Source organism: Achromobacter spanius, assembly GCF_002812705.1.
GTDB lineage: Bacteria > Pseudomonadota > Gammaproteobacteria > Burkholderiales > Burkholderiaceae_B > Achromobacter > Achromobacter spanius.
This window is the reverse complement of sequence record NZ_CP025030.1, coordinates 3,155,001-3,181,158: the sequence shown is the minus strand read 5'-3', so window position 1 is coordinate 3,181,158 and position 26,158 is coordinate 3,155,001. Positions and strand designations below refer to the sequence as shown.

Below are 26,158 nucleotides of genomic sequence, written 5' to 3'. Positions count from 1 at the left end.
CGCTCATTTCAATACCGCGCGAGCCCGTCCGTGGCGCGCCGCCAGAACCCTCCTTTACTTTTCCCCCACATTCACCGCGATGCACCTCAATGAACTGAAGGCGCTGCATGTCTCGCAGCTGCTCGAAATGGCCGCTGGCCTGGAAATCGAGAACGCCAACCGCCTGCGCAAGCAGGAGCTGATGTTCGCCATCATGAAACGGCGCGCCAAGCAAGGCGAGCAGATCTTTGGCGACGGCGTCCTGGAAGTCCTGCCGGACGGCTTCGGTTTCCTGCGCTCGCCCGAGACCTCGTATCTGGCCAGCACGGACGACATCTATATCTCGCCCTCGCAGATCCGCCGTTTCAACCTGCACACCGGCGACTCCATCGAAGGTGAAGTGCGCACGCCGAAAGATGGCGAACGCTACTTTGCGCTGGTCAAGGTGGACAAGGTCAACGGCGTGGCGCCCGAAGCGATCAAGCATCGCATCATGTTCGAAAACCTGACGCCGCTGCACCCGAACCGGACGATGCGTCTGGAACGGGACATCAAGAGCGAAGAGAACCTGACGGGCCGTATCCTGGATGTGTTCGCCCCGATCGGCATGGGCCAGCGCGGCCTGATCGTCGCCAGCCCCAAGTCCGGCAAGACGGTGATGATGCAGCACATTGCGCATGCCATCACCACCAACTACCCCGACGCCGTCATGATTGTCCTGCTGGTGGACGAGCGCCCGGAAGAAGTGACCGAAATGCAGCGCACGGTGCGCGGTGAAGTGGTGGCGTCGACCTTCGACGAACCCGCCACCCGCCACGTGCAAGTGGCTGAAATGGTCATCGAAAAGGCCAAGCGCCTGGTCGAAATGAAGAAAGACGTCGTGATCCTGCTGGACTCGATCACCCGTCTGGCCCGTGCCTACAACACCGTGGTGCCGGCTTCCGGCAAGGTGCTGACCGGCGGTGTGGACGCCAACGCCCTGCAACGCCCCAAGCGCTTCTTCGGCGCGGCCCGTAACCTGGAAGAAGGCGGTTCGCTGACCATCCTGGGTACGGCGCTGATCGAAACCGGCAGCCGCATGGACGAAGTCATCTACGAAGAATTCAAGGGCACGGGCAACTCCGAAGTCCACCTTGAACGTCGCCTGGCTGAAAAGCGCGTCTACCCGTCCATCAACCTGAACAAGTCGGGCACCCGTCGCGAAGAACTGCTGATTGCGCCGGACCTGCTGCAAAAGGTCTGGGTGCTGCGCAAGTTCATCCACGACATGGACGAAGTGCAATCCATGGAGTTCATCCTGGACAAGATGCGCGCGACCAAGACCAATGCCGAATTCTTCGACATGATGAAGAAGAAGTAAGCTGGCTTCGCGTCAAAAATAAACCGCCCTCGGGCGGTTTATTTTTTGGTGGACCCAATAATTGGCGGCCCGGAAATCGGCATCAGTGCTCGATGAATTCCGGTATGACGCTGCGAACGGGGGCGTTGGCAGGCCGCGGCGTGTGCTTGGGTGCTTCTTTGCCGGATTCTTTACCCGCTTCTTTGCTAGCTTCCTTGCCCGAAGCCTCGATCGGCTCGATCTGCGGATCGTCCCAGTTGCCCGTCACCGAATATTCCATGGTCATCGCGCGCGCCAACGGCTGCTTCAACAACCATTGCGTGACGAATGCGCCCAGGCCGATCAGCGGATTCACCGCCAGCGCCGTGACCATGGCCGCGCCGCTGGCGTCCAGGTTCGGGATCACCACGGCCTTCAAATCCCAGCGTTCACGGATCAGGTTGACCCCGCCCGCCAGGACGATGGTGGCCACCGGCCCGTTGATCTTGTAGCCCTCGGTGGACACATTGCCATCCGCCATCTTCACGTGACCGCGAATGGTGTCGAACGGAAAGCCGTCGCGCAGCAGGTTGGTTGGGTTGACGTCCAGCCGCGCCAGCCGTTGCAGTGATTGCAGCGACAGCAGTTCCAGCAGGCGCGCCGTACGGGAATTCACGTGCATGAAGCGGCCCTTGTCCAAACTGACGGTGACCTCCCCGCCGATGTCCGCAACATTGTGGGTCCAGGGCAGGTTGCGCCAAGTGGCCTTGCCCTGCGTCGTACCCGACCCCCCGGACACCACCCCCTCGAAACCAATCCGCGTCATGAACTTGCCAATGTCCACGAAGTTGGCGTTTGCGTCCACGCTCAGGCCGCGATCCGGCCCTTCCAGGCGCCAGTTGCCCGTGGCGTTCAGGGTGGCCGCGTCGTTGGTGATCGTCAGCTTATCCAGCCGCCATTGCCGGCCGCGCTCCTGGTTCGTTCCCACCACCTGAAGCTCGCCCACATTCTTGCCGTACAGAAGAAATTCCTTGGCCTGCAGGTCGATGGCGGGAATGTCCGACAGGTCATTACCAGAGGCCAGGGCCTTGTCCGCCTCGTTGGTGTCGCCCTCGCCCCCAAACGACAGGTGTTTCATCCGGGCGGTGAGCTGGCCCGCGATCGCGCCAGAGGCCTCCTGCCATTCCAGCGACCCCGTAGCCTGACGCGATTGGATGTCGACACGCCATTGCGACGGACCCGGCCGCATCGCATACAGCGTCAGGTCATTCAAGGTATAGCCGCTTGCGCGCAAGGTGCCGGTGGCCAGGCTGATGCGCTCGGGCTGCGGGAAAACCGGCTTCGTCGCGGCTTTCCTGGCCCCGCCCTTGCCCGGTGGCGCATCGAAGCCGTCCACCACCGTTTCCCAAGTGTCCATGTCCAGTTCAGGCAGGCTGGCGTTCAGGCTCAGCCCCCGATCCGGCAGGCTGGCCGGACGGCCGATGCCCAACGCCCCACGAGCAAAGTAGGACGCGCCGCCGTTCGCGTCTCGCTCGAACAGGGCGTTTACGTCTTCGCCCAGGCTGGCCGTCAGCCAGCGCCGGCCTTTCATGCCGCGATCTTCGGCTGCGCCCCATTGCAGCTTCAACAACCGCGACGACGAGGCGGCCTTGCCCACCGGCGCCGGCATGTCGATCGCCATGCCCGCCAAGCTGGATTCCATCGAAATATCGACCGACCCGCCCTTCTGGTAACCCAGCCGGCCCTTGTAGTCCGTCTTGCCGGAAAACCGCGACATGGACGGCGCATTGCTCAGTTGCGACAGGCCGGCGCCCGTCAGCGCGCCTTCGAACTGCAGGACATCCGAATTTTTCGCCAAGGTGCCGAAGATCTTGACCGGCCCGCCCAGGAACTGCCCGCGGATCTCCTGGGTGCGCACCCCTTTTTCCGAGAACTCAAGGTCGCCATGCAGGTCTTTGAGCAGCGGCATTTCAGGCATGAACGTGAAGCTGTTGTCCGCAAACAGGATGTGACCCTGCACTTCGGTGTCGTCAGTGTTCAACAGCGGCACTTTCAGCTTCAGGGGCACGCGCCAGTCACCCGTGCCGTGCGCCTCATCCAGGGCGCCGTCCAACAGCCCGCCCAACGGGGAATTGGCCGCCAAGGCAAGATAGGCCGAAACGGGGCCGGACGTTTCACCGTCCAGCAGCAGTTCAGAGCCATCATCCATGTTCGGAATCGTGGCCTTCACCGCGCCGAGGTTGACCGTCTGCCCCGGCCCGGTACGCGCGGTGGCTCCGCCAGCGCTGTCCAGCGTCAGGCTTACCTTGTCGATGCGGAAAGTGCCCGACAGGTTTTCCAGCACGGGCCACCCTTTGTGATTCGGCCCTGCCGGGGCGTAGTCGACCTTGGCGCCCGCATAGTCGCCCGCAATGACGAATTCACCGGCCGCATCCGGCGCGGCGTAAGGGAAATCATCCAGGTCGCCCTTGAGCGTGACGGCGGCCGAACGCATTTCGCCCGCCGGCAAACCTACCGCCAGCCATTCGCGCGCATCCGCATTCACCTCAAGCGGCAGATAACGATGGATGGCCGACATCGCGCCGCGCACCATCGTGCCGCGCATGTCGACGCTACCCGCCGAGGTCTTGCCCTCCGGCTTCCATTGGCCCTGCACCCGCACGTCCAGGTCATCGTTCACAACATGCGCTTGCGCAACGTCTACAAACCAATGATCCGCGTCCGGCCCCTTCACCTGCGCATCCAGGGACAGTTCGCGCGCGGCCAGGGTTGGTTCCTGGAACACGCCAGGCAGCGATACACGCAGGTGCTGCACCGCCCCCTTGATCGACAAGTCGGCAGCGCCAGGGCTGCGCGCCAGCGGCACCCCAGCTATCTGAACAAAGTCACCCGGCAAACCCTGCACGCGAAATTGCGCCGACGCACCTTGCACCGCCGGGCCGTCCTTGGACGCCGCCCAGTCCACGCCTCGCACGGCAACATCAGCCGTCAGCACGGTGAACTTGCCGCGATCCATTTGCAGCCACGCCCGGCCGGCGATCCGTCCCGCAATCACAGGCGCAGAAACCCACGGCGCCCAGGACTGCGGCTCGGCGTCATCCAGTTCCGTATAGAGCTGGCCGCTCCAGTTTGCGGGGTTGGCGGCATTGGCGGCGAACAGGCTGCGGTTGAATTCCCCGCGCAATTCCACGTGGCGAGCCAGCGCCTGGCCGGCCGAGGCCCGCAACACAAAGCGGTGCGACAAGCTGCCGTTGCGCATCAGGAAATCAACGCCGGTCAGTGGCAAAGGGGGGGCTCGGCGCAGGTCGTCTTGCCAGACGATTGTTGCATCGTTGATCAGCAGTTCTCGCTGCCGCACCAACCATCGCAAGGCCGGGTGATCCAGATCGGACTGATGGTCGCTGGCGTTCAGATCAATATTTTGCCCCGCCACCCACAGGTGATTCGCGGCATCTCGCCGCAGGGTCAGTTCGGGCTTTTCAACCTGCAAACGCACCAGCCGTGGCGATAGCGTCAGCACGCTGCGCCAGGCCAGCACGGCGGAGACGGATGGCAGGGACAGCACCGGCGTTGCATCGTCGTGGTCGACGACCTGAACAGCGGTGAGATCCAGGCGGGGATTCAGGCCTTGCCAGTTTGCCTGGATGCCGCCGATGGTGACGCGGGCGCCCAAGGTCTCGCTGGCATACGCTTCAATTTGAGGACGCCATTCGCCCACGCGAGGCAGCACCCAGTAGCGCACGCCCAAAAACCCCGCGGCCGCCACGCAATAAACGATCAACACGGCCCAGAATAGGCAGCGGAACACGCGTCGCGCGCGCGGCGTGGGAGCTTTTTTTGAAACAGACACGGATCGGTGGGCAGGAGAATATGTCTTGCGGTATCGTCCCCACTTATACCTGAAACGCGCCCATTCGTCTGCCGCCCCCAACGCCATGTCAACGCCCTCTTCGCTTGCCCCCGCTCTTGCCTGGTCCGGTCACTTGCGCCGCCGCCTGGACGCGCATCCCGATCTGGCCGCATGGCTGACGGATGCCGTGCAGCAGCCCGTCACTGCGGCCAGGATGGCCCAATGGCAATCTGAGCTGGCCGGACCCGACGCGCCGCCCACCCTGCCGCTGGACACCTGCCGGATGGTGCTGCGCAAATTGCGCGAACGCGTGTTCAGCGTACTGATCGTGCGCGACCTGTCCGGCCAGGCCGACCTTGAAGAAGTGGTCGGCGCAATGACCACGTTGGCCGACATCGCGGTGGCGCAAGCCTACCGCAGCGTGGCCGCCGAACTGGCCGCGGTCCACGGCGTGCCGCGCGACCCCGCCACCGGCAAGCCGCAGGAAATGCTGATCGTCGGCATGGGCAAGCTGGGCGGCTGCGAGCTGAACGTGTCCTCCGACATCGACCTCATCATGCTGTATGGCGAAGAAGGCGAAACGGATGGCCCGCGCCGCATCAGCCACCACGAGTTCTACGGCCGGCTGACGCGGCGCATGATGCCGGTGATTTCGGAAGTGGACGCCAATGGCCAGGTTTTCCGCACCGACCTGCGGCTGCGCCCCGATGGTGACGCCGGCCCGCTCGCCTGGAGCCTGGACGCGCTTGAACACTACCTGATCGGCCAGGGGCGCGAATGGGAACGCTATGCCTGGCTGAAGGCCCGCCTGATGCCCGCGCAAGCGTTTGAAGGCAGCGACAGCACTGCGCAAGCCCGCCAACTGGAAAGCCTGCGCGTGCCGTTCGTTTATCGCAAGTACTTTGACTTCGATGCGCTTGCCGCCTTGCGCGCGTTGCGCGAACGCATCCGTCAGGACTGGCAGCGCCGCGCCATGGCGCGCAACGGCATCGACAGCGCCAACAACATCAAGCTGGGCGATGGCGGCATCCGCGAAATCGAATTCGTGGTGCAGCTTGCCCAACTGATCCGAGGCGGCCGCATGCCTGCCCTGCAAAAGCGCGGCCTGCTGGAAGCCTTGCATGCCGAGCGCCTGGCGGGCCTGGTGCCCGAGGAAGACGCGCGCCGTCTTGAAGAAGCCTACCGCTACCTGCGCCGCACCGAACATGCCTTGCAGTATCGCGAAGACGAGCAAACCCACCTGCTGCCGGGCGACCCCGCGCAACGCGCCGCGCTGGCCGCCGCGCTGGGCATGAGCCCGGACGACTTTGAAAGCACGCTTGCCGCGCACCGCAAGTTCGTGTCGCAGACCTTCCGCAACGTCTTCCGCATGGTCGGCATGGGCGATGCGGAAGACACCGGCACGTCGGCCGAAGCGGCCAACGACACCGACGAGTCGGGCAGCGAATGCGAACTTGCCGAGCAGATCCGGCAGGCCTTTGGCGACGAGGCCCAGGACTTGCTGCGGCGTACCGAAACGCTGCTGGGCAGCCATCGGGTACGCAGCCTGCCCGAGAGCAGCCGCCGCCGCATGGAAGCCCTGCTGCCGGCCGCCTTGCGCGCGGCTAGGCAGACGTCGGCGCCGCTGAATGCCGCTGTGCGCCTGTTTGACCTGATCGAAAAAATTGTTCAGCGCAGCGCCTATCTGGCGCTGCTGGCCGAATACCCGGACACGCTGGCGCGCGTGGCGCGGATGGTGGCGGCCAGCCCCTGGGCCGCGCAATACCTGACGCAGCATCCGCTGCTGCTGGACAGCCTGATCGACTGGCGCACGCTGTTCGAACCGCTGGACTTCGCCCAGATCGCGCGCCAACTCAGCGCCGACCTGGACGCTTGCCGCCTGCCTGATGGCGCCCCCGACGTCGAGCGGCAGATGAACCTGATGCGCGACGTGCAGCGGCAGGCCAGCTTCCAACTGCTGGCGCAGGATCTGGAAGGCGAGCTCACGGTGGAAAAGCTGGCGGACCAGTTGTCGGCGCTTGCAGACCTGCTGCTGACCGAGACCATTCACCGCGCCTGGCCGCTGGTGAACAAGGTGGAGGGCGCCCCGCCGCGCTTCGCTGTCATCGCCTACGGCAAACTGGGCGGCAAGGAACTGGGCTATGCGTCCGATCTGGACCTGGTGTTCCTGTTCGACGATCCGCGTGAAGATGCCGCCGAGGTCTACGCCAAGCTCGGCCGACGCATGACGTCCTGGCTGTCCACGATGACTTCGTCGGGCCGGCTGTACGAGGTGGATCTACGCCTGCGGCCGGACGGCGACGCCGGCCTGCTGGCCGTTTCCGTCGAGGCCTTCGAGCAATATCAGCACAAGCACGCCTGGGCCTGGGAACATCAGGCCCTGACACGCGCCCGCCACGCCGCGGGCGACGCCCAGGTAGGCGCCCGCTTCGAGCAGATCCGCGAAGCGATTCTGGTGCAGCCCCGCGACCCCGCCGCATTGCGCGACGAGGTGCTGGCCATGCGTGAAAAAATCAACGCCGGCCATCCCAACACCAGCCAGCAGTTTGACCTGAAGCATGACCGTGGCGGCATGGTCGACGTGGAATTCGTGACGCAGTATCTGGTGCTGTGCTACGCGGCGACGCACCCCGTGTTCGTGAAAAACCTGGGCAACATCACCTTGCTGCGGCTGGCGGGCGAAGCCGGTCTGATCTCCCCCGAACTGGCGGCACGCGCCGCCGACGCCTACCGCACCTTGCGCCGCGTACAGCACGAGATGCGCATGCAGGGCGTGGAAAAAGCGCGGGTGGGGCCGGAACAACTGGTGACCGAACGCGCGGCGGTGCGCGAACTCTGGGAGGCGGTGCTGGGAAGCGGCGCCGCGAAGCAAGGCTAAGAGGCAGGGCGAAGAGCCAGAGCTAAGAAGCAGACCCGGAAGCCGAGCTATGGACAGTGCTTAGCGGCAGCGCTTCAGGCCCGGCCCGCCTGCCCCCAACTCGCGGTAAAATAAGGAGTTTTCCGCCTTTTTCCCGCACGCCAGCCATGTCCGAACTCGTCCGCCCCAAGCTTGACCTTCCCGCCGGCCGCAGCAAAGTGCTGATGCACTCGTGCTGCGCGCCCTGTTCCGGCGAGGTCATGGAAGCCATGACGGCTTCCGGCATCGACTACGCGATCTACTTCTACAACCCGAACATCCATCCGGTCAAAGAGTACGAGATCCGCAAGCAGGAAAACATCCGCTTCGCCGAGCAGCACGGCATCGAATTCATCGACGCCGACTACGACATGGACAACTGGTTCGACCGCGTCAAGGGCATGGAAGATGCCCCCGAACGCGGCGAGCGCTGCACCGCCTGCTTTGACATGCGCTTCGAGCGCACCGCGCTGTACGCGCACGAACACGGTTTTGACACCATCACCAGCTCGCTGGGCATCTCGCGCTGGAAGGACATGAACCAGATCAACGGCTGCGGCGAACGCGCGGCGGCCCGCTACGATGACCTGATCTACTGGACCTACAACTGGCGCAAAGGCGGCGGTTCGGCCCGTATGATCGAAATCAGCAAGCGCGAAAACTTCTACCAGCAGGAATATTGCGGCTGCGTGTATTCGCTGCGCGACACCAACCGCCACCGCCGCGCGCAAGGCCGCGACCGTATTCACATCGGCGTGAAGTTCTACGGCAAGGAAGACCTGATCAACGAAGAGCAGCTCTGATCACAGCGCTGCGCTTGCGTCCTTTTCAGGCGGGACCGCGCTTGGAGCCCTAGCGCTCCTGGCGCCGGTATTCGGATGGCGATGCCCCGAAGCGCTTGCGAAATGCATGGCTGAATCGCGCCGCGTCTGAAAACCCATAGCGGTAGGCAATATCGCCGATTTGCCGCGCCGCCTGCGTCGTATCGCGCAACACGTCGCGGCAGCGTTCAAGCCGGGCGCCAAGAATGAAGTCAGCGGGCGTGGTGGATGCCAGCGCAAACAGGTTGTACAGGTAGCGGCGCGACATCCGGAATGCCGCTGCGGCCGACGCCGGCGACAAGGCCGGATCGTGCAAATTTTCAAGAATATGCTGCTGCACGCGGCGCAACTGCGCATGCTTCAAACCGGCCTGATCCTGCTCGGCCAGCCCCCCCGCCCGTTCGCTGATATCCAGCCCCATCATCTGCAGCACGGCATTGGCCGCGTCGCGCGCCGCGCTTTCCGACAAATGGGCATGCTCGCTCAAGGCCACGCGCAACAGGTCCATGGCCATGCGGCCGCAACCCTGCCGGGCGCTGAAGCTGCGCGCCACGGCATTTTGCATATGAGGTTGCCAAGTTTCGGCATGCTTGCCCGGTACCTGCATCACCAGAAAGTGCGCGCCGTCGTCCACATCAACCTCGTAGGGGCGCGTGGTGTCGTAGATGCTCCATTCTCCCGGCATCAACAAGGCCGTGCGATTGGATTGGCGGATTTCGCTGCGGCCCGCCAATTGCAGCGTGACCTTGTAGCCCGCTTCCTCGGACCGTCCTGCCAGCAGCTTGCTGCGGCGCACGCGCTGCGCGCTGCTGCGCAGTTCGCTGACGTGCATCCACCCCAATGAATCCACCGCCACGCTATTACGAAAACGCGCCGGAGACACCGCGGACACTTCCAAGGGCACGAAGGTGCTGCTGATGCTTTCCTGCCAACTGGCGCAGTCCAGGAAATGCCTGGGCGGACTGTGCAAAAGGGATGATGACATGGCGACTCCGGCGTCTCGAAACGGCGTGCCTTTTGTGCCTGGGACGGCAAGCCCCACGGCACAGCTACAGCGTTGAATGGGATGCTGCCTCTTTCTAGCACCGCGTTTGGGCAGGGAGTATCCGTGACAACCCCTAAGTTCTTGGCGGACTAGGGTTTTCTGTCGCTTCCATAAGAATAATCAGACAAGGTGAAGCCCATGGACGACAGCTTGTCGGCCAGATCATGGCGCACCGGCACCACGTCGTCGTACCGGCGCGGGCGTGCCACGGCCACTTCGGCTTCGGTATACGGCGCAAAATCGGCCGGCAACTGCGCGGCGCTGAACTCCGTCAGCACCCAGTTCAGCACGGCCGCCAGCTCGGCATTGCTGAGTTGCGAATGGGCGGCGCCCGGCACGCGGATCAGGTATTCGCGGCCCGCGGGCAAATGCACGAACGCGCCCACCGACTGGCGAAAGTCTGGAATGCCATGCGGGTTGCTGCCCCGGCCGTCCACGCGATGGCATCCCGCGCATTGCAGGACGTAGTCGGCGCGCACCGCCTGCCGCAGGCGGTCTGTCGTGGACGCGTCGTCCGCTGCTACCGCCTGCCCCGCAACAAGCAGCAGGAGGGCAACCCCGGTAACCCCGGCGCCCCCGGCAGCCCAGGGCCACCGACGTCCCGTCATTCGCCGCTTGCCGCCAGACCTCATGGCTTGGCCGGCGCCTTGAGCTGGGGTTTGGCCAAGCCCACGATCACCGACGTGGTGCAGTGGAAGATTGAGGATTCGTTGGACATGCACCAGTTCACGTCGTTGTGCAGGAACATCTGGTAGCCCGGACGTTCACGTTCAGCCGCCGCGCACATGCACTTGCCGCATGCCGTTTTGCCGCAGCAGTCGTTGTAGCTGATGAGATAGTCCTTGCCGTCCAAGGGGTTGTGGCAGGTGCCCACCCACGATACGGCCGATGGCGAGGTGCCGGGCGGGCACGACGTCATGCTGCCGCCGCAGCACGAACACAAAAAGCCGTCCACCGCGCAGTAGCGCCAGTAATCGCAAGCCGTGTCGTCCATTTGAGGCTTTTTGCCGGCCGCGGGCGCCGACCGTGCCACCGGAAGCACCGGCACCAGGAAGGCCGTGCCGACCAACAGCTTGCCGATACGGTTCAGCACGCTGCGCCGCGACGTGGCGTGCGCAACCGAGCGCGTGGCGCGCTCTCCAAGTTTATCCAGCCAGTGCATTGCCGCTCTCCTTGCGGGAAATCCGGGTCTCGTCCAGCGTGCTTGCGGCCAGGAAGTCCTGCACCGACGCCACGCCCAGTTCCTTGGCCGTGAACAGGCTTTCCAACTGCTCGCGGGAATTGATCAGGCCCTTGGCGCGCAAGGTGCCCGTTTCGTCCAGCAGCACCGCGTAGGGCAGCTTGCTGATCTGGAACTTCATGCCCAGCTCGGTCGACAGCACGTACGGAAAGCGCTCCAACCCGGCTTGCTTATAGAACGCCAAATGCTCGGGCATCTCGCCGTCGCTGGCCAACACGATGCGCAACCACGCGCTTTCGGTATTGGCGACGGACTTCAGGATAGGCAGCAGTTTTTTGCACACCGGGCAGGTTGGCGACAGGAAAAACAGCAGTTGGCTGTGCTGGCCGCGTTCACCGATCGTGATGCGGCGCCCAAGCAGATCAGGCAAGGCAAAGCGCGGCGCGGCCTCGCCCACCGCAGGGCCTTTGTCCATGGTCAGCGCCCCCATCGGCGCTACCCGCTCGTACAACACGCCGATCTGCCGGGACAGCGCCAGGATGACCAGCACCAGGCACAGCACCACGCCCCACAGCAGGAAATTGGAAATGATCAAGGCATCCATATGAAACTCCTTCAAAGATTCCGCAGCTTGAGATGCGAGGCCAACAAGTGATTGGCGGTGAAGTACAGACCCACGGCGGTCATCGCCAGGCCGAATACAGCGGCGGCGTCCGCCCATTGCAGGCTGCGCGCTTGCCCCGCCAAGAAGGCAAGGGCTGGCATCGCCCATAGCGCCAGGGCACCGTTGCGCAGCACCAGCCACCAGGACAAGCCCGTTTGCGCGCCGCCCGGTGCGCGCGAAGCCGGCCCGCCGCAACCGCAATCAATGTCGCGATGCCCACGCGCCAGGTTGTATGCAAGCGCCAAGGTCGCCACGGCCAGCACCCCCAACGCCAACAGAGCGCCCGCGGCTTGCTGCCCGGGTATCAGCAGCAAGACACCCGCCGCCAGCTCGGCCAGCACGTAGCCGCGAGCAAACACGCCGCTCCAGCTTGACGGCAGGATGTCGTAAGCCGACACCGCTGCCGAGAACGCCGCCACATCCTTCATTTTTTCCAGTGCGCCCAACAGCAGCACGCAGGCCAGCGCGGCGCTCGCGCCATAGAACAGGACGGGATCGTTCATGGCGCCCCCTTGAACGGCTGCGGCTCGACCTGCAACGCGGTCTCGCCCGCCGCCTGGATGGTGGTCTTGAATACCGGTGCGACCGGCGCGGCGTCAAAGACACTGACGTTGCCGCCGTCGATGGTGAACAGGCGCGGCTTGTCGTCCTGCGATACCGACATCGACAGCGCGCCTTTACCCGGCACGCGCGCAACGCGCTTGCGCGATTCCAGGTCATAGACCCAGATCTCGGCGGCGGGCGTTTTGTGCGTGCCTTCCGCGCCGTTCGGATGCATGCCCACGTATAGCCGCTTCAGCGCGCGGTTGACGGCCAGCAGGTTGTAGCCGCCCGGCCGCCAGCCCTGGTCCTTGCCGGAGGCGTCCAGCAGTGACCATGGCTTGCCGAAACTGACTTCCTTGCCGCTGAAGTCGGCGGTGTAGACGTTGCCGTTATAGGACACGAAATAGAAGGTGTCGCCCAGGTTCTCGGTGTGCGTGAAGATGGGGTCTTTTTCCAGGTCGAACATCGGCTGGCTGCGGTGCTGGGAGGCGGGCTTGCCGGCCGCGTCCAGGTCGATGGTCAGCAGCGCGCCATCGCCGCATATCGTGGTGAAACTGCGCGGGCGCGAAGGCAGCGGGATGACGCTCCAGCACCCGGCCGCGGCGGTGATCTCGTCGGCGAACTGGCGCGTCTTCACATCCACCACGGTGACGGACGTGGCGGGCGTGGCATTCTGCACGAAGAGCAGTGCACCGTCGGTGCTTTGGCGCAGATAGTTGCGGTAGTTCAGTGCTTGCGCGCGCTTTTGCGGAATGGGCACCTCGTACTTGGGCGTCAGGGTTTCGGCGTCCCAGGCTTCGATGACGTCGGTGCGCTTGCCGCGATTGAGTCGCTCGTAATAGGTCGTCATGACATAGATGTCGCGGCCGTCGGACGACACCGTCATGTGGCCGTTGAACGAAGTCGGCACCAGCCCCAGGAATTTGCCGGTATCGCCGTCATAGATGTTGACCCGGCTGTCGACCAGGTGGTTGAAGGCCGCGTCCATGACGTACAGCCGGTGCGCCGTGGCCGGGGGCAAGCGGGTGCCGCCCTTGAGTTCCTCTATGGGCAAATCCGCCCAGGCTAGGCCCGAGGCGCTTGCCAAGGCGGCGCACAGCGCCCACCGGCCTGCCCGCAACGCTCGTGATCTGGCTCGACGCGCAATCATCGATATTCTCCTGGTCTCATGATCCGATTCCCTAGAAAGCGTAGACGTAGCGCAGTTGCACGCCCCGCATTCGCGGCCCGTTCTCGACCTTCAGGTCGTGGATGTACTGCATTTGAATCTGGTTGGCGTCGTTGAGCTGGTGCGTCAGTTCAAGCGCCACCTGGTGATTGCGGGCCCGGGTTGCCACCGTTTCCCCGGATGCGGTTTCGCGCCCGCCCGTCTCGTAGCGATAGCGGATGCCTGTATAGGTGTCCGGGGTAAGGTTGGTCGAGGCCAGCGCGAAGAAGCGAAACGACGGGTCTTTCTTCAAGGTCTGGCCATACCAGTCGGTGTTGCGGCCATAGATTTCCACTTCGGCGATCGCTTCCAGAAAGGTGGATTCGCCCACCCCTTTGACGAAGGAAAAGTCCTGGATGGTTGACCATCGATTCTTGCCGGGCGACACATCGGGCCGCGAACCGTCGTAGCGGCCCACCGGCGCCACGATAAAGGGCTCCCAGGCGAACCAGGTCTTGGTCTGCTCGTTGTTGTAGAGCCAGATCGCCGAGCCCAGCGTCACGTCGCCAATGCCGGTTTGATGATCGCCAGGCACGCCCGGCAGGTCCAGCGACGTGCGGTACATGGGCACGATGAATTCCAGTTGCACCGTCTTGCCGTAGAAGTCACGGTAGTGCATCTGGCGATAGACCAGCGCGTTCACGTCCACCGAAGCATCGTCGACACGCTTGCCCTCGGAATACAGCCCGGACGAGCGCAGGCCCGCCAGATAGCCCGCCACGATATTGGTGCCCACGGGCGCCGGGATCCAGTCGCGCGCGCTGGGGTCCCCCGCCCAAGCCGGCTGTAATGCACCCGCGCCTGCCAGCGCCAGCGCTGCGCCCACCCGGGCGCGGCCGTATGTCTTGCCTGCCATCCACTTCCCCTTGGTTGTCGCGAACGCGCCGCCGCCGGTATGCCCCGGCTTGGTCAGCGCTGCCCGCCGTACTAATACGCGATGCAAACAGACTTCTTCTCTAGATACATCTCAAGCACGGCTCGGCCATGTTCGCGGCCGACGCCGGATTGCTTGAAGCCGCCAAACGGCATGTTCGGGTCCAGCATGTTGTGGGTGTTGACCCAGACTGTGCCCGCGTCAATGCGCGGGATCAGGCGTTGGACGCGGGTCAGGTCGTTGCTCCAGATGCTGGCGCCCAGGCCGAAGGCGCTGTCGTTGGCCAGGCGCACCGCATCGTCCAGGCTGTCGAAGGGCTGCGCCACGACGACCGGCCCGAAAATTTCTTCCTGCGTGATGCGGGCTTGCTGCGGCACGTCGGCAAACACCGTGGGCCGCACGAAGTAGCCTTCGCCGTCGTCGGCCACGCCGCCCGTCAGCACGCGCCCCCCTTCGGCCCGGCCGATGCCGATGTAGTCCATCACGCGCTGTTGGTGCCGCGCCGAGATCAGCGGGCCGATCTGCGTGGCCGGATCGAAACCCGACCCCAGGGTCATGCCGGCGGCCACGTCGGCCAGCCCCTGCACGACTTTGTCGTAAAGGCCGCGCTGCACATACAGCCGCGAGCCGGCCGTGCACACTTGGCCCTGGTTGAAAAAGATGGCCGCGGCGGCGCCCTGCACGGCGCGGTCGACGTCGCAGTCGTCCAGCACGATCACGGGAGACTTGCCGCCCAGTTCCAGCGACACCCGTTTCATGTCGTCCATGGCGGCCCGCCCAATCAGCTTGCCCACTTCGGTAGAGCCGGTGAAGGCGATCTTGTCGATGCCCGGATGCGCCACCAACGCAGCGCCGGCCGTTTCGCCACGGCCGGTGATGACGTTGACGACGCCGGGCGGAAAGCCCGCTTCAAGCACAATCTCCGCCAGCCGCAAAGCGGTCAGCGGGGTTTCCTCGGCGGGTTTGAGCACCACCGTGCAGCCGGCGGCCAAGGCGGGCGCGATCTTCCACACCGCCATCAGCAGCGGGAAATTCCACGGGATGATGGCGCCCACCACGCCCACGGGTTGCGCGAGGGTATAGGCGCTGTACTGGACGCCGGGCGGGAAAGGAATCGACAGCGACAGGGTATCGCCCGTGATCTTCGTGGCCCACCCCGCCATGTAACGCAGCCATTGCGCGCCGGCGGCCACTTCCAGGCCCTGCGCGATGCCCAGCAATTTGCCGTTGTTCAGGGTTTCCAGTCGAGCCAGTTCGGTGCCGTGCAGCTCAAGCAAGTCAGCCAGCTTGAGCAGCAGGCGTTCACGGCCGGCCGGCAGCGTGTCGCGCCACGGCCCGGAGGCAAAAGCGCGCCGCGCGGCTTGCACGGCCAGATCCACCTGGGCGGGGCCCGCATCGGGCTGATGGGCAATGACGCGGCCCGTGGCCGGGTCGTACACCGGGATAGGCTGGCCCTGCCCCTCGTGCACCGGCTTGCCGTCTATCAGCATGAATTCCCGGATGGCGGCCAGTTCCGGGCGGTCGGCCGTGGCACGTGCGCTTGCTGAAGACATCTGAAAGCTCCAACGAAAAGTGTGGAGCCAGAATAGCAACGGGCTTTATTGCTGGCTTGTCGGGCCGTGCATGGGGATTTGTCATTCTGCGCACGAGCACTTGCCAATAAAAAGGCCGGGCAGGTCACGCAATGCGCGCCCTGCCCGGCCCCGTCGCGCGCCCACCAAGGGGCGCGCCAGATGCGGAGAATCAGTCCAGCATCAACACCGTAGCGCCGGTGGTCTTGCGCGATGCCAACGCGGTCTGCGCTTCGCCGGCCTGCTCCAGGCTGTAGCGCTGGTCGATGCGGACCTTGATCTTCTTCTTCAGGACCAGGTCGAAGACTTCCTTGGAGGCGGCTTGCAGCTTTTCCAGGGTATTCACATGCACGCCCAGCGACGGGCGCGTCACGTACAGGCTGCCCTTCTGGTTCAGCACGGCCAGGTTGACGCCGGCGACAGGACCGGACGCGTTGCCAAAGCTGACCATCAGGCCGCGCGGCTCGATGCAGTCCAGCGAGGTTTCCCAGGTGTCCTTGCCCACGCCGTCATACACCACCGGCACCTTCTTGCCCTTGGTCAGTTCCAGCACGCGCTCGACCACGTTTTCGCGCGAGTAATCGATGGTTTCCCAAGCGCCGTTGGCGCGTGCCAGCTCGGCTTTTTCCGGGCTGGACACGGTGCCGATCAGCTTCACGCCAAGCGCCTTGGCCCATTGGCAAGCGATCAGACCCACGCCGCCCGCGGCCGCATGGAACAGAATGGTTTCACCGCCTTGCAGGCGGTAGGTCTGGCGGAACAGGTACTGCACCGTCAGGCCCTTGAGCATCAGCGCGGCGGCCTCGTCAAAACCAATGCCCTTGGGCACGGTGACCACTTGATTGGCCGGCACGTTGCGCGCCTTGGCGTAGGCGCCGATGGGGCTCTGGCCATACGCCACACGGTCGCCCTTTTTCAGGTGCTTGACGTCGGCGCCCACGGCCGTGACCACGCCCGCGGCTTCGAAACCCAGGCCGTGCGGCAGCGGATGCGGGTACAAGCCCGTGCGGAAATAGATGTCGATGAAATTCAGGCCAGCGGCGTGCTGCTCGATCGTGACTTCATTGGCGGCGGGCGGCGGAACTTCCACGTCAACCAGCTTCAGGACTTCGGGACCACCGTGTTGCTCGATACGAATTGCCTTGACGAGATTGCTGGCCATGCTGGCCTCCTTTCAATGGAAATGATGCGAATAAATCGAGAAAACCAGGCTTTAACGCGACGGCGGTTCCGCCGCGCGCTTTGCGTCGGATACCGGCCTGCCGGCGCCGCCGCCCATCAAGGCGAACACGCCGGTCAACACCAGCGCGGTGCCCGCCAACTGCCACAAGGTAATGGGCTCGTCCAGGAACCACGACGCCAGAAACAGCACGGACACCGGCCCCACCATGCCCAGCAATGATGCCGTGGGCGCGCCAATCAGCGACACCGCCCACATCAGCATGAAGACCGGCACCACGGTGTTCAGCGTGGCGTGGATCACGGAATACCCGTAAACGCCCGCCGGCTGGATCAGCATCGACGGCGGGTGGATCACGAAAAACTGGATGATGCAGGCCACGCACGAAACCAGCATGGCGTAGGCCACCAGGCGCGTCGGGCCAACCCGCTTGATCAGTTCGCCGGAACAAATCAGGTAGACAGAATAGCTTGCCGCCGAGCCAAAAACGAACAAAGACCCTAACAGCACCTCGCCCCCGCCGCCAAAGGACAGGTCGTGGGCAAACACCAGCACCACACCGGCGTACGACAGCACCATGGCCAGCCATTGCCGGCGCTCGATGGGACGTTTGAACCAGAACGCGGACAGCAGCACGACCAGCGACGGCGACAGGAACAGGATCAGCCGTTCCAGACTTGCGGTGATGTAGCGCAGGCCCAGGAAGTCCAGGAAGCTGGACAGGTAGTAGCCCAACAGCCCAAGCACGATGACCTGGATGCGCTCTTTGCTTGTCATCGTCACGATCTCGCCGCGCGCCGCGCGGCGTGACTGGTGCCAGGCCACCGCCGCGAAGAAGGGCATCGCAAACAGCATGCGAAAGGCGATCAGCGTGACCGCGTCGATGCCGTAACGGTAGGTGAACTTGACCACAATCGCCTTGGCCGAAAACAGCACCGCGCCAAGCATTGCCATAAGTATTCCGGCCGCGCGGCCGGATGGAAGAGAGGATGGCAAAAGCTTGGCGATACGATTCATGCGATGATTTTAGATTCAGTGCAATCCTCTTTGCACGCTTAAACATCGCTTTTTGGCATCGACACCCTCTGGCATGACCCGACATCGCGCTCTGACCTACATCCATATCGCCGCCGTGCTTTTCGGCCTGACCGGCGTTTTCGGGGAATTGATACAGGCCAGCGCTGCCGTCATCACGCTGGGCCGGGCGGTTTTCGCGGTGATCTCGCTGGGCATTTTCGCCCGCATGCGTCGCAAGCCGCTGTTGGGCGTGCTGACGCCCGCCCAGCTATTCGTGCTGGTACTTGCCGGCGCCTTGCTGGCGGCGCATTGGGTCACGTTCTTCATTTCGGTCAAAGTGGGCGGCATCGCCATCGCCACGCTGGGTTTCGCCAGCTTTCCCGCATTCATCACGCTGTTCGAAGGCCTGCTCTTCCGAGAACGCATCCGCGCGGCCGAATGGATGTTGCTGGGCCTGGTCACCGCCGGGCTCATCCTGGTGACGCCGTCTTTCGACCTGGCCGACCAGGGCACCATCGGCCTGGCGTGGGGCCTGCTGTCCGGGCTGACCTTCGCCCTGCTGGCGTTGAGCAACCGGCGCTCGGCCTCCGGCATGGACCCGATGCAGGTGGCATGCTGGCAAAACGTGGTGGTGGCGCTGGTAATGGTGCCCTTCGCGGTCGGACAGTTGCCCGCCCTGCCCGCGCTGGACTGGTTCTGGCTGGCCTTGCTGGGCATCTTCTGCACCGGCCTGTCGCACTATCTGTTCGTGTCCAGCCTGACCCGCCTGAACGCCCGCAGCGCCGGCTTGGTGATTGCCCTGGAACCGGTGTATGCCATCGCATTCGCGTGGATGCTTTTCAGCCAGGAACCGACGCCCCGCATGATGGCGGGCGCCGCGCTGATCGTTGCGGCAATCGTCTGGTCAGGCTTGCGCAAGGGCGTGTTCGAGGCGGAAATACCGGTAAAATAGCAGCCTTGACAATAACTGACTAGGCAGTAAAATTCGGCGCATGAATGCCGAAACTGCCCCGCCTGACGCCGACGCCCCCATCCACTATCGCAACGACCACCGTTGCATGGGGGAAGAGAACGCGGGCTACCTCATCAAGCTGGTCTATCACTCCCTGACCCGGATGCTGGACCAGGAAATGGCGCCGCTGGACCTGACCGCCATGCAATGGCGCCCGCTCGCCATGGTCTTCCTGGGCCGCGCCGACACCCCCGCCGAACTGGCCCGCCTCAATGACATGGACACTGGCGCCATGACTCGCGCGCTTGACCGTCTTGAGGCCAAAGGCCTGCTGCGCCGCAGTCGCAGCCTGGAAGACCGCCGCGTTGTAAAAATCGAACTGACCGAGCTGGGCGAAGCCAAGGCTCGTGAAATCCCGCCTAGCATCGCCCGCGCGCTGAACCACCACCTACGTGGTTTTTCTGCAGACGAAGTTACCCAGTTGATGCACTTCATGCGCCGGATGATCGCCAACGGCTCGGCCTCCGGCACCGCGCCCGAGCGCTGACGACCCTTTTCCGACCTGCTCCGCCCCACTCGCGCGTGGGGCTTTATTTGGCATAATATTTGCCTAGGCAAATACAGATCAATCAATTACTTTCAGCAAACAGTCAGGATGAAACGCCTTCTTTCTACCGTATTGGTGCTTGCCCTGAGCGGCTGCGCACTGATGGAACCCGGGCCCGAGCCCGTTGTAGCGCTGGATGCGGCCAAGCTGGGATTGACCGCTCACGACACCGCCTGGCCCAACACGCAATGGTGGCAACGCTACGGCGACGCACAGCTCAACGCGCTGATGGACGAAGCACTGGCCAACAGCCCGTCGATGAGCGCCGCCCAAGCGCGCCTGGCCAAGGCCAACGCCGCCGTCAGCACCGCCCGCGCCCCGCTGATGCCCCGCGTGGACGCCAATTACTCGCTGAACCGCGAACACCTGTCGGCCGACTACATCTACCCGGCACCGCTGGGCGGCACCGTCGTCAGCGATAACCGGCTGGCGCTGGACTTCAGCTATGAGCTGGACTTCTGGGGCAAGAACCGATCACGCCTGAAGTCGGCCGTGTCGGAGCGCGAAGCCGCAACCGCCGACGCGCAAGCCGCACGCAACATGTTGGCCAGCGCGACGGTACGTGCCTACCTGAACCTGCAGAACGCCTTCGCGCAGCGCGATGTGCTCAAGCGGGTGATCGCGCAACGCGCCGATGTCTTGTCCTTGACGCAAGGCCGCTACAGCGCCGGCCTGGACACGCAGGTGGAAGTGAAGCAGGCGGAATCGTCGCTGGCTGCGGGCCAGGTGGAACTGACGCAGACGGAAACGACGCTGGCGCAGTTGCGCAATCAGGTTGCGGCGCTGGCAGGCGCCGGCCCGCAACGCGGCCAATCGCTGGTTGCCGTGGACTTGACCGCGCCCGCGGGCGTCGTGCCCACGGCCATTCCGCTGGACCTGCTGGGCCATCGCCCCGACGTTGTGGCCTCGCGCTGGCGCGCCGAAGCCGCGCGCAGCGCCATCGACACCGCCAAAGCGGAGTTCTACCCCAACGTCAACCTGACCGCGTTTGCCGGCTTTCAGGCCCTGGGCACGGGCAACCTGCTGGGCGCCGCGGCGCGCACGGCGGGCTTTGGTCCGGCCGTCACGCTGCCCATCTTCCATGGCGGCGAACTGAACGCCAACCTGGCCGGGCGCCGCGCCGACGCCGATCTGGCCGTGGCGGACTACAACCAGGCCGTGCTGGACGCCGTGCACCAGGTGGCCGACGCGCTGGACGGCCTGCGCTTGCTGGAGCAGGAGCGCGCCCAACAGCGCCAGGCCCGCACCGCCATCGAAGCCGCCTACGACCTGGCCGTAAACCGCTACAAGGCCGGCCTGGGCAACTACATCACCGTGCTCATCGCGCAAACCGGCGTGCTGACCCAGGCCCGCCTGGATACCGATCTGCGTATCCGCGCCTATCAGCTTGACGCCAACTTGGCCAACGCCCTGGGCGGCGGCTACACACCGGCGCCACAGACGGACACCGCGCACACCGCGCAGTCCGCTGCCGCTACGAACCCCATTCATTGAACGATCCCCGGATTCAGACGTCATGAACGCTGCCACCCCCACCGCCAACCCCGCCCGCAAACGCCTATTGCTGATCGCGACTGGCGTCTTCATTCTCATCGCCATCGCCTATGGCATCTGGTGGGTGCTTTTCGGCGCCCACTTCGAAAGCACCGACGACGCCTACGTGCACGGCAACCTGGTGCAGATTACGCCGCAGGTGCCCGGTACCGTCGTGGCCATCGAAGCCGACGATACCGAAACCGTCGCAGCCGGCCAGCCGCTCGTTCGCCTGGACCCCGCCGACACCGACGTGGCGCTGCAACAAGCGCAAGCCAGGCTGGCGCAGATGGTGCGCCAGGTCCGCACTTATTACGTGCAGAACGATGCGCTGGCCGCCGACGTCGACCTGCGCCGTGCCGACATTCTGCGCGCACAGGCCGAGCTGACCCGCGCGCAAAGCGACGTCAGCCGCCGCCAGCAACTAGCCAAGTCGGGCGGTGTCAGCGGTGAAGAGATCCTGCACGCGGAAGCCGCGCTGAAGTCGGCGCAATCCGGCCTGGCCCAAGCCCGCGCCGCCCTGGCCGCGTCGCAGGCCAAACTGGTGACCAACCAGGCGCTGACGCAGGGCACCACGGTGGCCAATCATCCCGATGTGCTCCAGGCCGCCGCCGGCCTGCGCAATGCCTGGCTGGCCCAGTCGCGTACCGTGCTGCCCGCGCCGGTGGGCGGCGTGATCGCGCGCCGCAGCGTGCAGGTTGGCCAGCGTGTGGCCCCCGGCAACGCGCTGATGACGGTGGTGCCGCTGGACCAGGTCTGGGTGGAAGCCAACTTCAAGGAAGGCCAACTGCGCAAGATGCGCATCGGCCAGCCGGTCAAGATGGTGGCCGACCTGTACGGCAGCTCGGTCGTTTACCACGGCAAGGTCGCCGGCCTGGACGCGGGTACCGGCAGCGCGTTCGCCCTGCTGCCCGCCCAGAACGCCACCGGCAACTGGATCAAGGTGGTGCAGCGCGTGCCCGTGCGCATTCTGCTCGACCCCGAAGACCTGAAGTCGCATCCCTTGCGCGTCGGCCTGTCGATGGACGTGGAAGTGGATGTGGGCCAGCAGGACGGCGAAGCGCTGACGCAGGCCGTGCGCAGCGAGCCGGCCTGGTCCACGCGCGCCTTTGAACCGGCACACGATGATGTCGACGCCATGATCAAGAAGATCATCGAAGACAACCTCGCATCATGAGCACTACCGCCCAGCCCGCGGGCGCTGGCGCGCCCCCCGTAGAACCCGCCCGCCCATCGGGCACCTACCCGCCGCTGGAAGGCGCGGCCCGCATCATCGGGTCCATTGCGCTATCCACCGCGGTGTTCATGAACGTGCTGGACACGTCGATCGCGAACGTGTCGATCCCCACCATCTCGGGCGATCTGGGCGTCAGCACCAGCCAGGGCACGTGGGTCATCACGTCGTTCGCCGTGGCCAATGCCATCACGGTACCGCTGACGGGCTGGCTCACGCAGCGCTTCGGGCAGGTGCGCCTGTTCCTGATTTCCACGCTGCTGTTCGTGCTGGCGTCGTGGCTGTGCGGCTTTGCGCCGTCGCTGGAAGCGCTGATCGCGTTTCGCGTGTTGCAGGGCGCGGTAGCCGGGCCGATGATCCCGCTGTCGCAAACGTTGATGCTTGCCAGCTTCCCGAAGTCCAAGGCGGGCATGGCGCTGGCCGTCTGGTCCATGACCACGCTGGTCGCGCCCGTGGCGGGTCCCCTGCTGGGCGGGTGGATTTCAGACAACTACACCTGGCCCTGGATCTTCTACATCAATGTGCCGGTGGGCCTCCTGGCCGCCTGGATCAGTTGGCGCATCTACGGCAACCGCGAATCCATGACCCGCAAGCTGCCCATCGACAAGCTGGGCCTGGTGCTGCTGGTGGTCTGGGTTGGCGCCTTGCAGATCATGCTGGACAAGGGCAAGGAACTGGACTGGTTCGCCAGCCCCACCATCATTGCGCTGGCGGCAACCGCTTTCGTGGCCTTCGTGTTCTTCCTGATCTGGGAACTGACCGATGCCCACCCCGTGGTGGACCTGCGCCTGTTCAAGGAACGCAACTTCACCGTCGGCGCGCTGACGCTGGCGGTGGCCTACGGCGTGTTCTTCGGCAACGTGGTGCTGCTGCCGCTGTGGCTGCAAAGCAATATGGGCTACACCGCCACCTACGCCGGTCTGGTGACGGCGCCGGTTGGCCTGCTGGCCATCCTGCTGACCCCCATCGTGGGCAAGATGCTGGCCACGCGCGACCCGCGCCAGATCGTGACGGTTGCGTTCCTGATCTTCGCGCTGGTGTGCTTCATGCGGGCGGGCTTCAACACCCAGACCGACGTGCGCACGCTTATGTTGCCAACCATCATCCAGGGCGCGGCCATGGCGGCGTTCTTCGTGCCGCTGACGTCCATCACGCTGTCCAGCATTGAACCGTGGCGCATTCCCGCGGCATCTGGGTTGTCGAACTTCCTGCGCCTGACGGCGGGCGCGTTCGGCACCTCGATCGCAACGACGCTATGGGAAAACCGCGCCACGCTGCACCACTCGCAATTGACCGAGGCCGCCAAGCCAGGGCAGCAAGCGTTCGACCAGACGATGAATGCGCTGCAGAACGGCTTGGGCATGTCGCATCAACAAGCCTTGAGCATGGTGGATGGCCTGGTCAATACGCAAGCGTTCACGATGTCGGCGGTGGATGTGTTCTATGCCTCGGCCATCATCTTCCTGATGCTGACGGGCCTGGTCTGGTTCGCGCGGCCCCGCTCCAGCAAGGCGGGCGGCGGCGGTGCGGCTGAAGCCGCGGCGGGCGCACACTGATGCAGAGAATCAGGGCGCGCTGCGCGCGTCCTCTTTCAAGAACGCTTGCCAATCAAGCCGCTCGATAATATCGGCCGACAAGGCGCTGACGGGCGACAGGTTGAACACCGACACGCCACGCGCCCGCCATTGCTCGGCGGCAAAGCGGAACGACGGTTCGATCAAATGCGTGAATTTGCGAGCCAGGCGGCTGGTCTGAGGCTTGCCGTCTTCGTCATAAAAGCGCAGCCCGTTCTGTAAGGTAAGGTCCAGCCCGTGCACATACACTTGCCGCGCGCCGCAGGACATCAGCACCTGCAAGGCCGCATAGGCCACCGTGTCGGCATCGAACACGCCTAGCGATGCATCGAAGCTGTACCCCATGCCCTGCTTGGCATCCAGCAATTGCACATCAGGCGTGGCTGCGGCAATCCGCTTGAGCACCGCGGGCGCCGCGCTGCGTTGATAGGCGCGTTCGGAAATCAGTTCAATGACGCAGATGCGGCAGCGGATCTGGTCTTGCGCAATGCCTTGCATGATGTAGCGCAGCACTTCCGGAAACACATACAGCGTCAGGTCGCGCGCAACGATCTCGCGCACCAGGTCAATACGCTCCCGCACAAAATTCTGGTCGATGATGCAGTAGTACTTGAATGGCAGGTCGAACTTGCGCGCCAGCGCAATGGCACCATTCACGCCCATGGCCACGCGGATATCCAACTGATCGTAGGGAATCTGCGCAACCGACGGGCCGCTCAGGATCAGATGCACCGTTTCATCGGCGCGGTCGTAGCCCCGAGCCAACGGCGTCAACGGCAGCGACCGGCCAAAGGCGCGAAAGCCGCTGATGGCGCCTGTGCGGTCTCGCCAGATCCGCACGAACGGCCACAAATGCTGGTTATGCCGTTGCGTGCGCGAACGCAGCAAACGGAACAGCTTGCGTACAAAGCGGTCGGCCCGACCACCGCCCACGTGGGCGGCGGAGGTAGAAGACATTGAATGTTCCATCAACTAGCCTGAGTGGCCGCCCCCGCTCGATGCGCTTACCCGGCCGAGATCAGCGACGCAATGGCGTCCCCGACATCGACGGTCGATGCGCTGCCCTTCATGTCCCGCGTGCGAGGTCCGTCCGCCAGCACGGTTTCAATCGCTTTCACCACCGCGGCCGAAGCCTCGGGGTAACCCAGGAAATCAAGCATCAATGCGCCGCTCCAGATCTGACCGATCGGGTTGGCGATGCCCTTGCCATAGATATCCGGCGCCGAGCCGTGCACGGGTTCAAACAGCGACGGAAACTTGCGCTCGGGGTTCAGGTTGGCGGACGGAGCAATGCCAATCGTGCCCGTGCATGCCGGCCCCAGATCGGAAAGAATGTCGCCGAACAGGTTGGAAGCCACCACCACGTCGAACCAATCCGGATGCTGCACGAAGTGCGCGCACAGGATATCGATATGGTATTTGTCCCAACGCACGTCCGGATAGTTCCCGGCCATGTCGGCAACCCGCTCGTCCCACCAGGGCATTGAAATCGAGATGCCGTTTGATTTGGTGGCGGCGGTCAGGTGCTTGCCGCGCTTTTGGGCCAGCTCGAATGCAAACTTCAGCACCCGATCGGCGCCAATGCGCGTGAACACGCTTTCCTGAATGACGACCTCACGGTCGGTGCCTTCAAACAGGCGGCCGCCGCTGTTGGAATATTCGCCTTCGGTGTTTTCACGGACGATGAAGAAATCAATGTCGCCGGGCTTGCGGTCGGCCAGCGGCGACGGCACGCCAGGCATCAGGCGAACCGGTCGCAAATTGATGTATTGATCAAATTCGCGACGGAACTTGAACAACGAGCCCCACAGCGCCTCGTGGTCCGGCACCGTGGCGGGCCAGCCGATCGAGCCGAAGAAAATCGCTTCGTGTTGCCCGATCTGCGCCTTCCAGTCGTCCGGCATCATCTTGCCGTGCTGAGCGTAATAGTCGCAACTCCAGTCGAAATGATCCCATTGGAATTCGATGCCGAAGCGCGTCGCCACGGCGTCCAGCACTTTCAGTCCTTCCGGCACGACTTCCTTGCCAATACCGTCTCCTGGAATCACCGCAATCTTGTGTTTCTTAGCCACCACGTTTGTCCTTAAGGTTTCCTTTGATAGACCGCCCAGAA

At 64.3% G+C, this 26,158-nt stretch carries 21 protein-coding genes; 8 read left to right on the top strand and 13 right to left on the bottom strand.

Going from position 1 to position 26,158, the window contains the following annotated elements:
• Window positions 1-79 precede the first annotated feature (79 nt).
• Window positions 80-1,339 carry a transcription termination factor Rho gene (rho, locus tag CVS48_RS14460; protein ID WP_006218533.1) on the top strand — a complete coding sequence of 420 codons (1,260 nt, stop codon included), beginning with the start codon at window positions 80-82 and terminating at the stop codon, window positions 1,337-1,339.
• An 82-nt stretch (window positions 1,340-1,421) separates the two neighbouring features.
• Here the strand turns inward: rho and CVS48_RS14455 are convergent, their stop codons facing one another.
• On the bottom strand, window positions 1,422-5,105 hold the full coding sequence (locus CVS48_RS14455; RefSeq protein WP_100855047.1) for a YhdP family protein: 3,684 nt from the start codon (window positions 5,103-5,105) through the stop codon (window positions 1,422-1,424).
• A 127-nt stretch (window positions 5,106-5,232) separates the two neighbouring features.
• Here CVS48_RS14455 and glnE point away from each other — a divergent pair, with 127 nt between their 5' ends.
• Together glnE and CVS48_RS14445 are read left to right on the top strand one after the other, a co-directional pair.
• The gene (gene glnE, locus CVS48_RS14450; protein WP_100855046.1) at window positions 5,233-8,025 is read left to right on the top strand and encodes a bifunctional [glutamate--ammonia ligase]-adenylyl-L-tyrosine phosphorylase/[glutamate--ammonia-ligase] adenylyltransferase; all 2,793 of its coding nucleotides are present in this window, start codon (window positions 5,233-5,235) and stop codon (window positions 8,023-8,025) included.
• A 146-nt stretch (window positions 8,026-8,171) separates the two neighbouring features.
• The gene (locus CVS48_RS14445; protein ID WP_006218530.1) at window positions 8,172-8,846 is read left to right on the top strand and encodes an epoxyqueuosine reductase QueH; all 675 of its coding nucleotides are present in this window, start codon (window positions 8,172-8,174) and stop codon (window positions 8,844-8,846) included.
• 49 nt (window positions 8,847-8,895) lie between these two features.
• Here CVS48_RS14445 and CVS48_RS14440 read toward each other — a convergent pair whose 3' ends face one another.
• From CVS48_RS14440 to CVS48_RS14395, 10 genes are all read right to left on the bottom strand, one after another.
• A complete protein-coding gene (locus CVS48_RS14440) occupies window positions 8,896-9,849 on the bottom strand; it encodes an AraC-like ligand-binding domain-containing protein (RefSeq protein WP_100855045.1) in 954 nt (317 codons plus the stop codon).
• A gap of 149 nt (window positions 9,850-9,998) precedes the next feature.
• On the bottom strand, window positions 9,999-10,517 hold the full coding sequence (locus tag CVS48_RS14435; RefSeq protein ID WP_242001279.1) for a c-type cytochrome: 519 nt from the start codon (window positions 10,515-10,517) through the stop codon (window positions 9,999-10,001).
• 20 nt (window positions 10,518-10,537) lie between these two features.
• Window positions 10,538-11,071 carry a methylamine dehydrogenase light chain gene (locus CVS48_RS14430; RefSeq protein WP_100855044.1) on the bottom strand — a complete coding sequence of 178 codons (534 nt, stop codon included), beginning with the start codon at window positions 11,069-11,071 and terminating at the stop codon, window positions 10,538-10,540.
• Window positions 11,055-11,693 carry a methylamine dehydrogenase accessory protein MauD gene (gene mauD, locus CVS48_RS14425; protein WP_100855043.1) on the bottom strand — a complete coding sequence of 213 codons (639 nt, stop codon included), beginning with the start codon at window positions 11,691-11,693 and terminating at the stop codon, window positions 11,055-11,057. The genes CVS48_RS14430 and mauD overlap by 17 nt, the downstream gene beginning before the upstream one ends.
• 11 nt (window positions 11,694-11,704) lie before the next feature.
• Window positions 11,705-12,256 carry a MauE/DoxX family redox-associated membrane protein gene (locus CVS48_RS14420; protein WP_100855042.1) on the bottom strand — a complete coding sequence of 184 codons (552 nt, stop codon included), beginning with the start codon at window positions 12,254-12,256 and terminating at the stop codon, window positions 11,705-11,707.
• Complete coding sequence (locus CVS48_RS14415) at window positions 12,253-13,446, bottom strand: amine dehydrogenase large subunit (RefSeq protein WP_100855041.1); 1,194 nt, start codon at window positions 13,444-13,446, stop codon at window positions 12,253-12,255. Before CVS48_RS14415 ends, CVS48_RS14420 begins: the two co-directional genes overlap by 4 nt.
• 31 nt (window positions 13,447-13,477) lie before the next feature.
• The gene (locus CVS48_RS14410) at window positions 13,478-14,359 is read right to left on the bottom strand and encodes a transporter (protein ID WP_100855040.1); all 882 of its coding nucleotides are present in this window, start codon (window positions 14,357-14,359) and stop codon (window positions 13,478-13,480) included.
• A 71-nt stretch (window positions 14,360-14,430) separates the two neighbouring features.
• Window positions 14,431-15,930, bottom strand: a complete 1,500-nt coding sequence (styD, locus tag CVS48_RS14405) for a phenylacetaldehyde dehydrogenase StyD (RefSeq protein ID WP_100855039.1) — start codon at window positions 15,928-15,930, stop codon at window positions 14,431-14,433.
• Window positions 15,931-16,120: 190 nt separating this feature from the next.
• The gene (locus CVS48_RS14400; protein WP_050449071.1) at window positions 16,121-17,110 is read right to left on the bottom strand and encodes a quinone oxidoreductase family protein; all 990 of its coding nucleotides are present in this window, start codon (window positions 17,108-17,110) and stop codon (window positions 16,121-16,123) included.
• A 51-nt stretch (window positions 17,111-17,161) separates the two neighbouring features.
• Entirely contained in the window at window positions 17,162-18,145 is a 984-nt protein-coding gene (locus CVS48_RS14395) for a DMT family transporter (protein ID WP_100855038.1), read from the bottom strand.
• 73 nt (window positions 18,146-18,218) lie between these two features.
• Here CVS48_RS14395 and CVS48_RS14390 point away from each other — a divergent pair, with 73 nt between their 5' ends.
• The 5 genes from CVS48_RS14390 (at window position 18,219) to CVS48_RS14370 (ending at window position 24,027) form a co-directional block, all read left to right on the top strand.
• A complete protein-coding gene (locus CVS48_RS14390) occupies window positions 18,219-19,097 on the top strand; it encodes a DMT family transporter (protein WP_100855037.1) in 879 nt (292 codons plus the stop codon).
• A 40-nt stretch (window positions 19,098-19,137) separates the two neighbouring features.
• A complete protein-coding gene (locus CVS48_RS14385; protein WP_100855036.1) occupies window positions 19,138-19,644 on the top strand; it encodes a MarR family winged helix-turn-helix transcriptional regulator in 507 nt (168 codons plus the stop codon).
• A 108-nt stretch (window positions 19,645-19,752) separates the two neighbouring features.
• On the top strand, window positions 19,753-21,198 hold the full coding sequence (locus CVS48_RS14380; RefSeq protein ID WP_100855035.1) for an efflux transporter outer membrane subunit: 1,446 nt from the start codon (window positions 19,753-19,755) through the stop codon (window positions 21,196-21,198).
• A gap of 22 nt (window positions 21,199-21,220) precedes the next feature.
• Window positions 21,221-22,414, top strand: a complete 1,194-nt coding sequence (locus CVS48_RS14375) for an HlyD/EmrA/EmrK family protein (protein WP_100855034.1) — start codon at window positions 21,221-21,223, stop codon at window positions 22,412-22,414.
• Window positions 22,411-24,027, top strand: a complete 1,617-nt coding sequence (locus tag CVS48_RS14370; RefSeq protein WP_242001280.1) for a DHA2 family efflux MFS transporter permease subunit — start codon at window positions 22,411-22,413, stop codon at window positions 24,025-24,027. Before CVS48_RS14375 ends, CVS48_RS14370 begins: the two co-directional genes overlap by 4 nt.
• Window positions 24,028-24,036: 9 nt before the next feature.
• Here CVS48_RS14370 and CVS48_RS14365 read toward each other — a convergent pair whose 3' ends face one another.
• Both CVS48_RS14365 and CVS48_RS14360 read right to left on the bottom strand, forming a co-directional pair.
• Window positions 24,037-25,002 carry a hypothetical protein gene (locus tag CVS48_RS14365; protein ID WP_419191444.1) on the bottom strand — a complete coding sequence of 322 codons (966 nt, stop codon included), beginning with the start codon at window positions 25,000-25,002 and terminating at the stop codon, window positions 24,037-24,039.
• Window positions 25,003-25,049: 47 nt separating this feature from the next.
• Complete coding sequence (locus CVS48_RS14360) at window positions 25,050-26,117, bottom strand: tartrate dehydrogenase (RefSeq protein WP_100857662.1); 1,068 nt, start codon at window positions 26,115-26,117, stop codon at window positions 25,050-25,052.
• Window positions 26,118-26,158 lie beyond the last annotated feature (41 nt).

Coding starts and splice junctions, on each gene's coding strand:
- CVS48_RS14390 (WP_100855037.1), top strand. CDS start 18,219: ATGACCCGACATCGCGCTCTGACCTACATCCATATCGCCGCCGTGCTT.
- styD (WP_100855039.1), bottom strand. CDS start 15,930: ATGTCTTCAGCAAGCGCACGTGCCACGGCCGACCGCCCGGAACTGGCC.
- CVS48_RS14400 (WP_050449071.1), bottom strand. CDS start 17,110: ATGGCCAGCAATCTCGTCAAGGCAATTCGTATCGAGCAACACGGTGGT.
- CVS48_RS14415 (WP_100855041.1), bottom strand. CDS start 13,446: ATGATTGCGCGTCGAGCCAGATCACGAGCGTTGCGGGCAGGCCGGTGG.
- CVS48_RS14440 (WP_100855045.1), bottom strand. CDS start 9,849: ATGTCATCATCCCTTTTGCACAGTCCGCCCAGGCATTTCCTGGACTGC.
- glnE (WP_100855046.1), top strand. CDS start 5,233: ATGTCAACGCCCTCTTCGCTTGCCCCCGCTCTTGCCTGGTCCGGTCAC.
- CVS48_RS14375 (WP_100855034.1), top strand. CDS start 21,221: ATGAACGCTGCCACCCCCACCGCCAACCCCGCCCGCAAACGCCTATTG.
- CVS48_RS14420 (WP_100855042.1), bottom strand. CDS start 12,256: ATGAACGATCCCGTCCTGTTCTATGGCGCGAGCGCCGCGCTGGCCTGC.
- CVS48_RS14435 (WP_242001279.1), bottom strand. CDS start 10,517: ATGACGGGACGTCGGTGGCCCTGGGCTGCCGGGGGCGCCGGGGTTACC.
- CVS48_RS14365 (WP_419191444.1), bottom strand. CDS start 25,002: ATGTCTTCTACCTCCGCCGCCCACGTGGGCGGTGGTCGGGCCGACCGC.
- CVS48_RS14445 (WP_006218530.1), top strand. CDS start 8,172: ATGTCCGAACTCGTCCGCCCCAAGCTTGACCTTCCCGCCGGCCGCAGC.
- CVS48_RS14395 (WP_100855038.1), bottom strand. CDS start 18,145: ATGAATCGTATCGCCAAGCTTTTGCCATCCTCTCTTCCATCCGGCCGC.
- rho (WP_006218533.1), top strand. CDS start 80: ATGCACCTCAATGAACTGAAGGCGCTGCATGTCTCGCAGCTGCTCGAA.
- CVS48_RS14380 (WP_100855035.1), top strand. CDS start 19,753: ATGAAACGCCTTCTTTCTACCGTATTGGTGCTTGCCCTGAGCGGCTGC.
- CVS48_RS14370 (WP_242001280.1), top strand. CDS start 22,411: ATGAGCACTACCGCCCAGCCCGCGGGCGCTGGCGCGCCCCCCGTAGAA.
- CVS48_RS14430 (WP_100855044.1), bottom strand. CDS start 11,071: ATGCACTGGCTGGATAAACTTGGAGAGCGCGCCACGCGCTCGGTTGCG.
- CVS48_RS14385 (WP_100855036.1), top strand. CDS start 19,138: ATGAATGCCGAAACTGCCCCGCCTGACGCCGACGCCCCCATCCACTAT.
- mauD (WP_100855043.1), bottom strand. CDS start 11,693: ATGGATGCCTTGATCATTTCCAATTTCCTGCTGTGGGGCGTGGTGCTG.
- CVS48_RS14410 (WP_100855040.1), bottom strand. CDS start 14,359: ATGGCAGGCAAGACATACGGCCGCGCCCGGGTGGGCGCAGCGCTGGCG.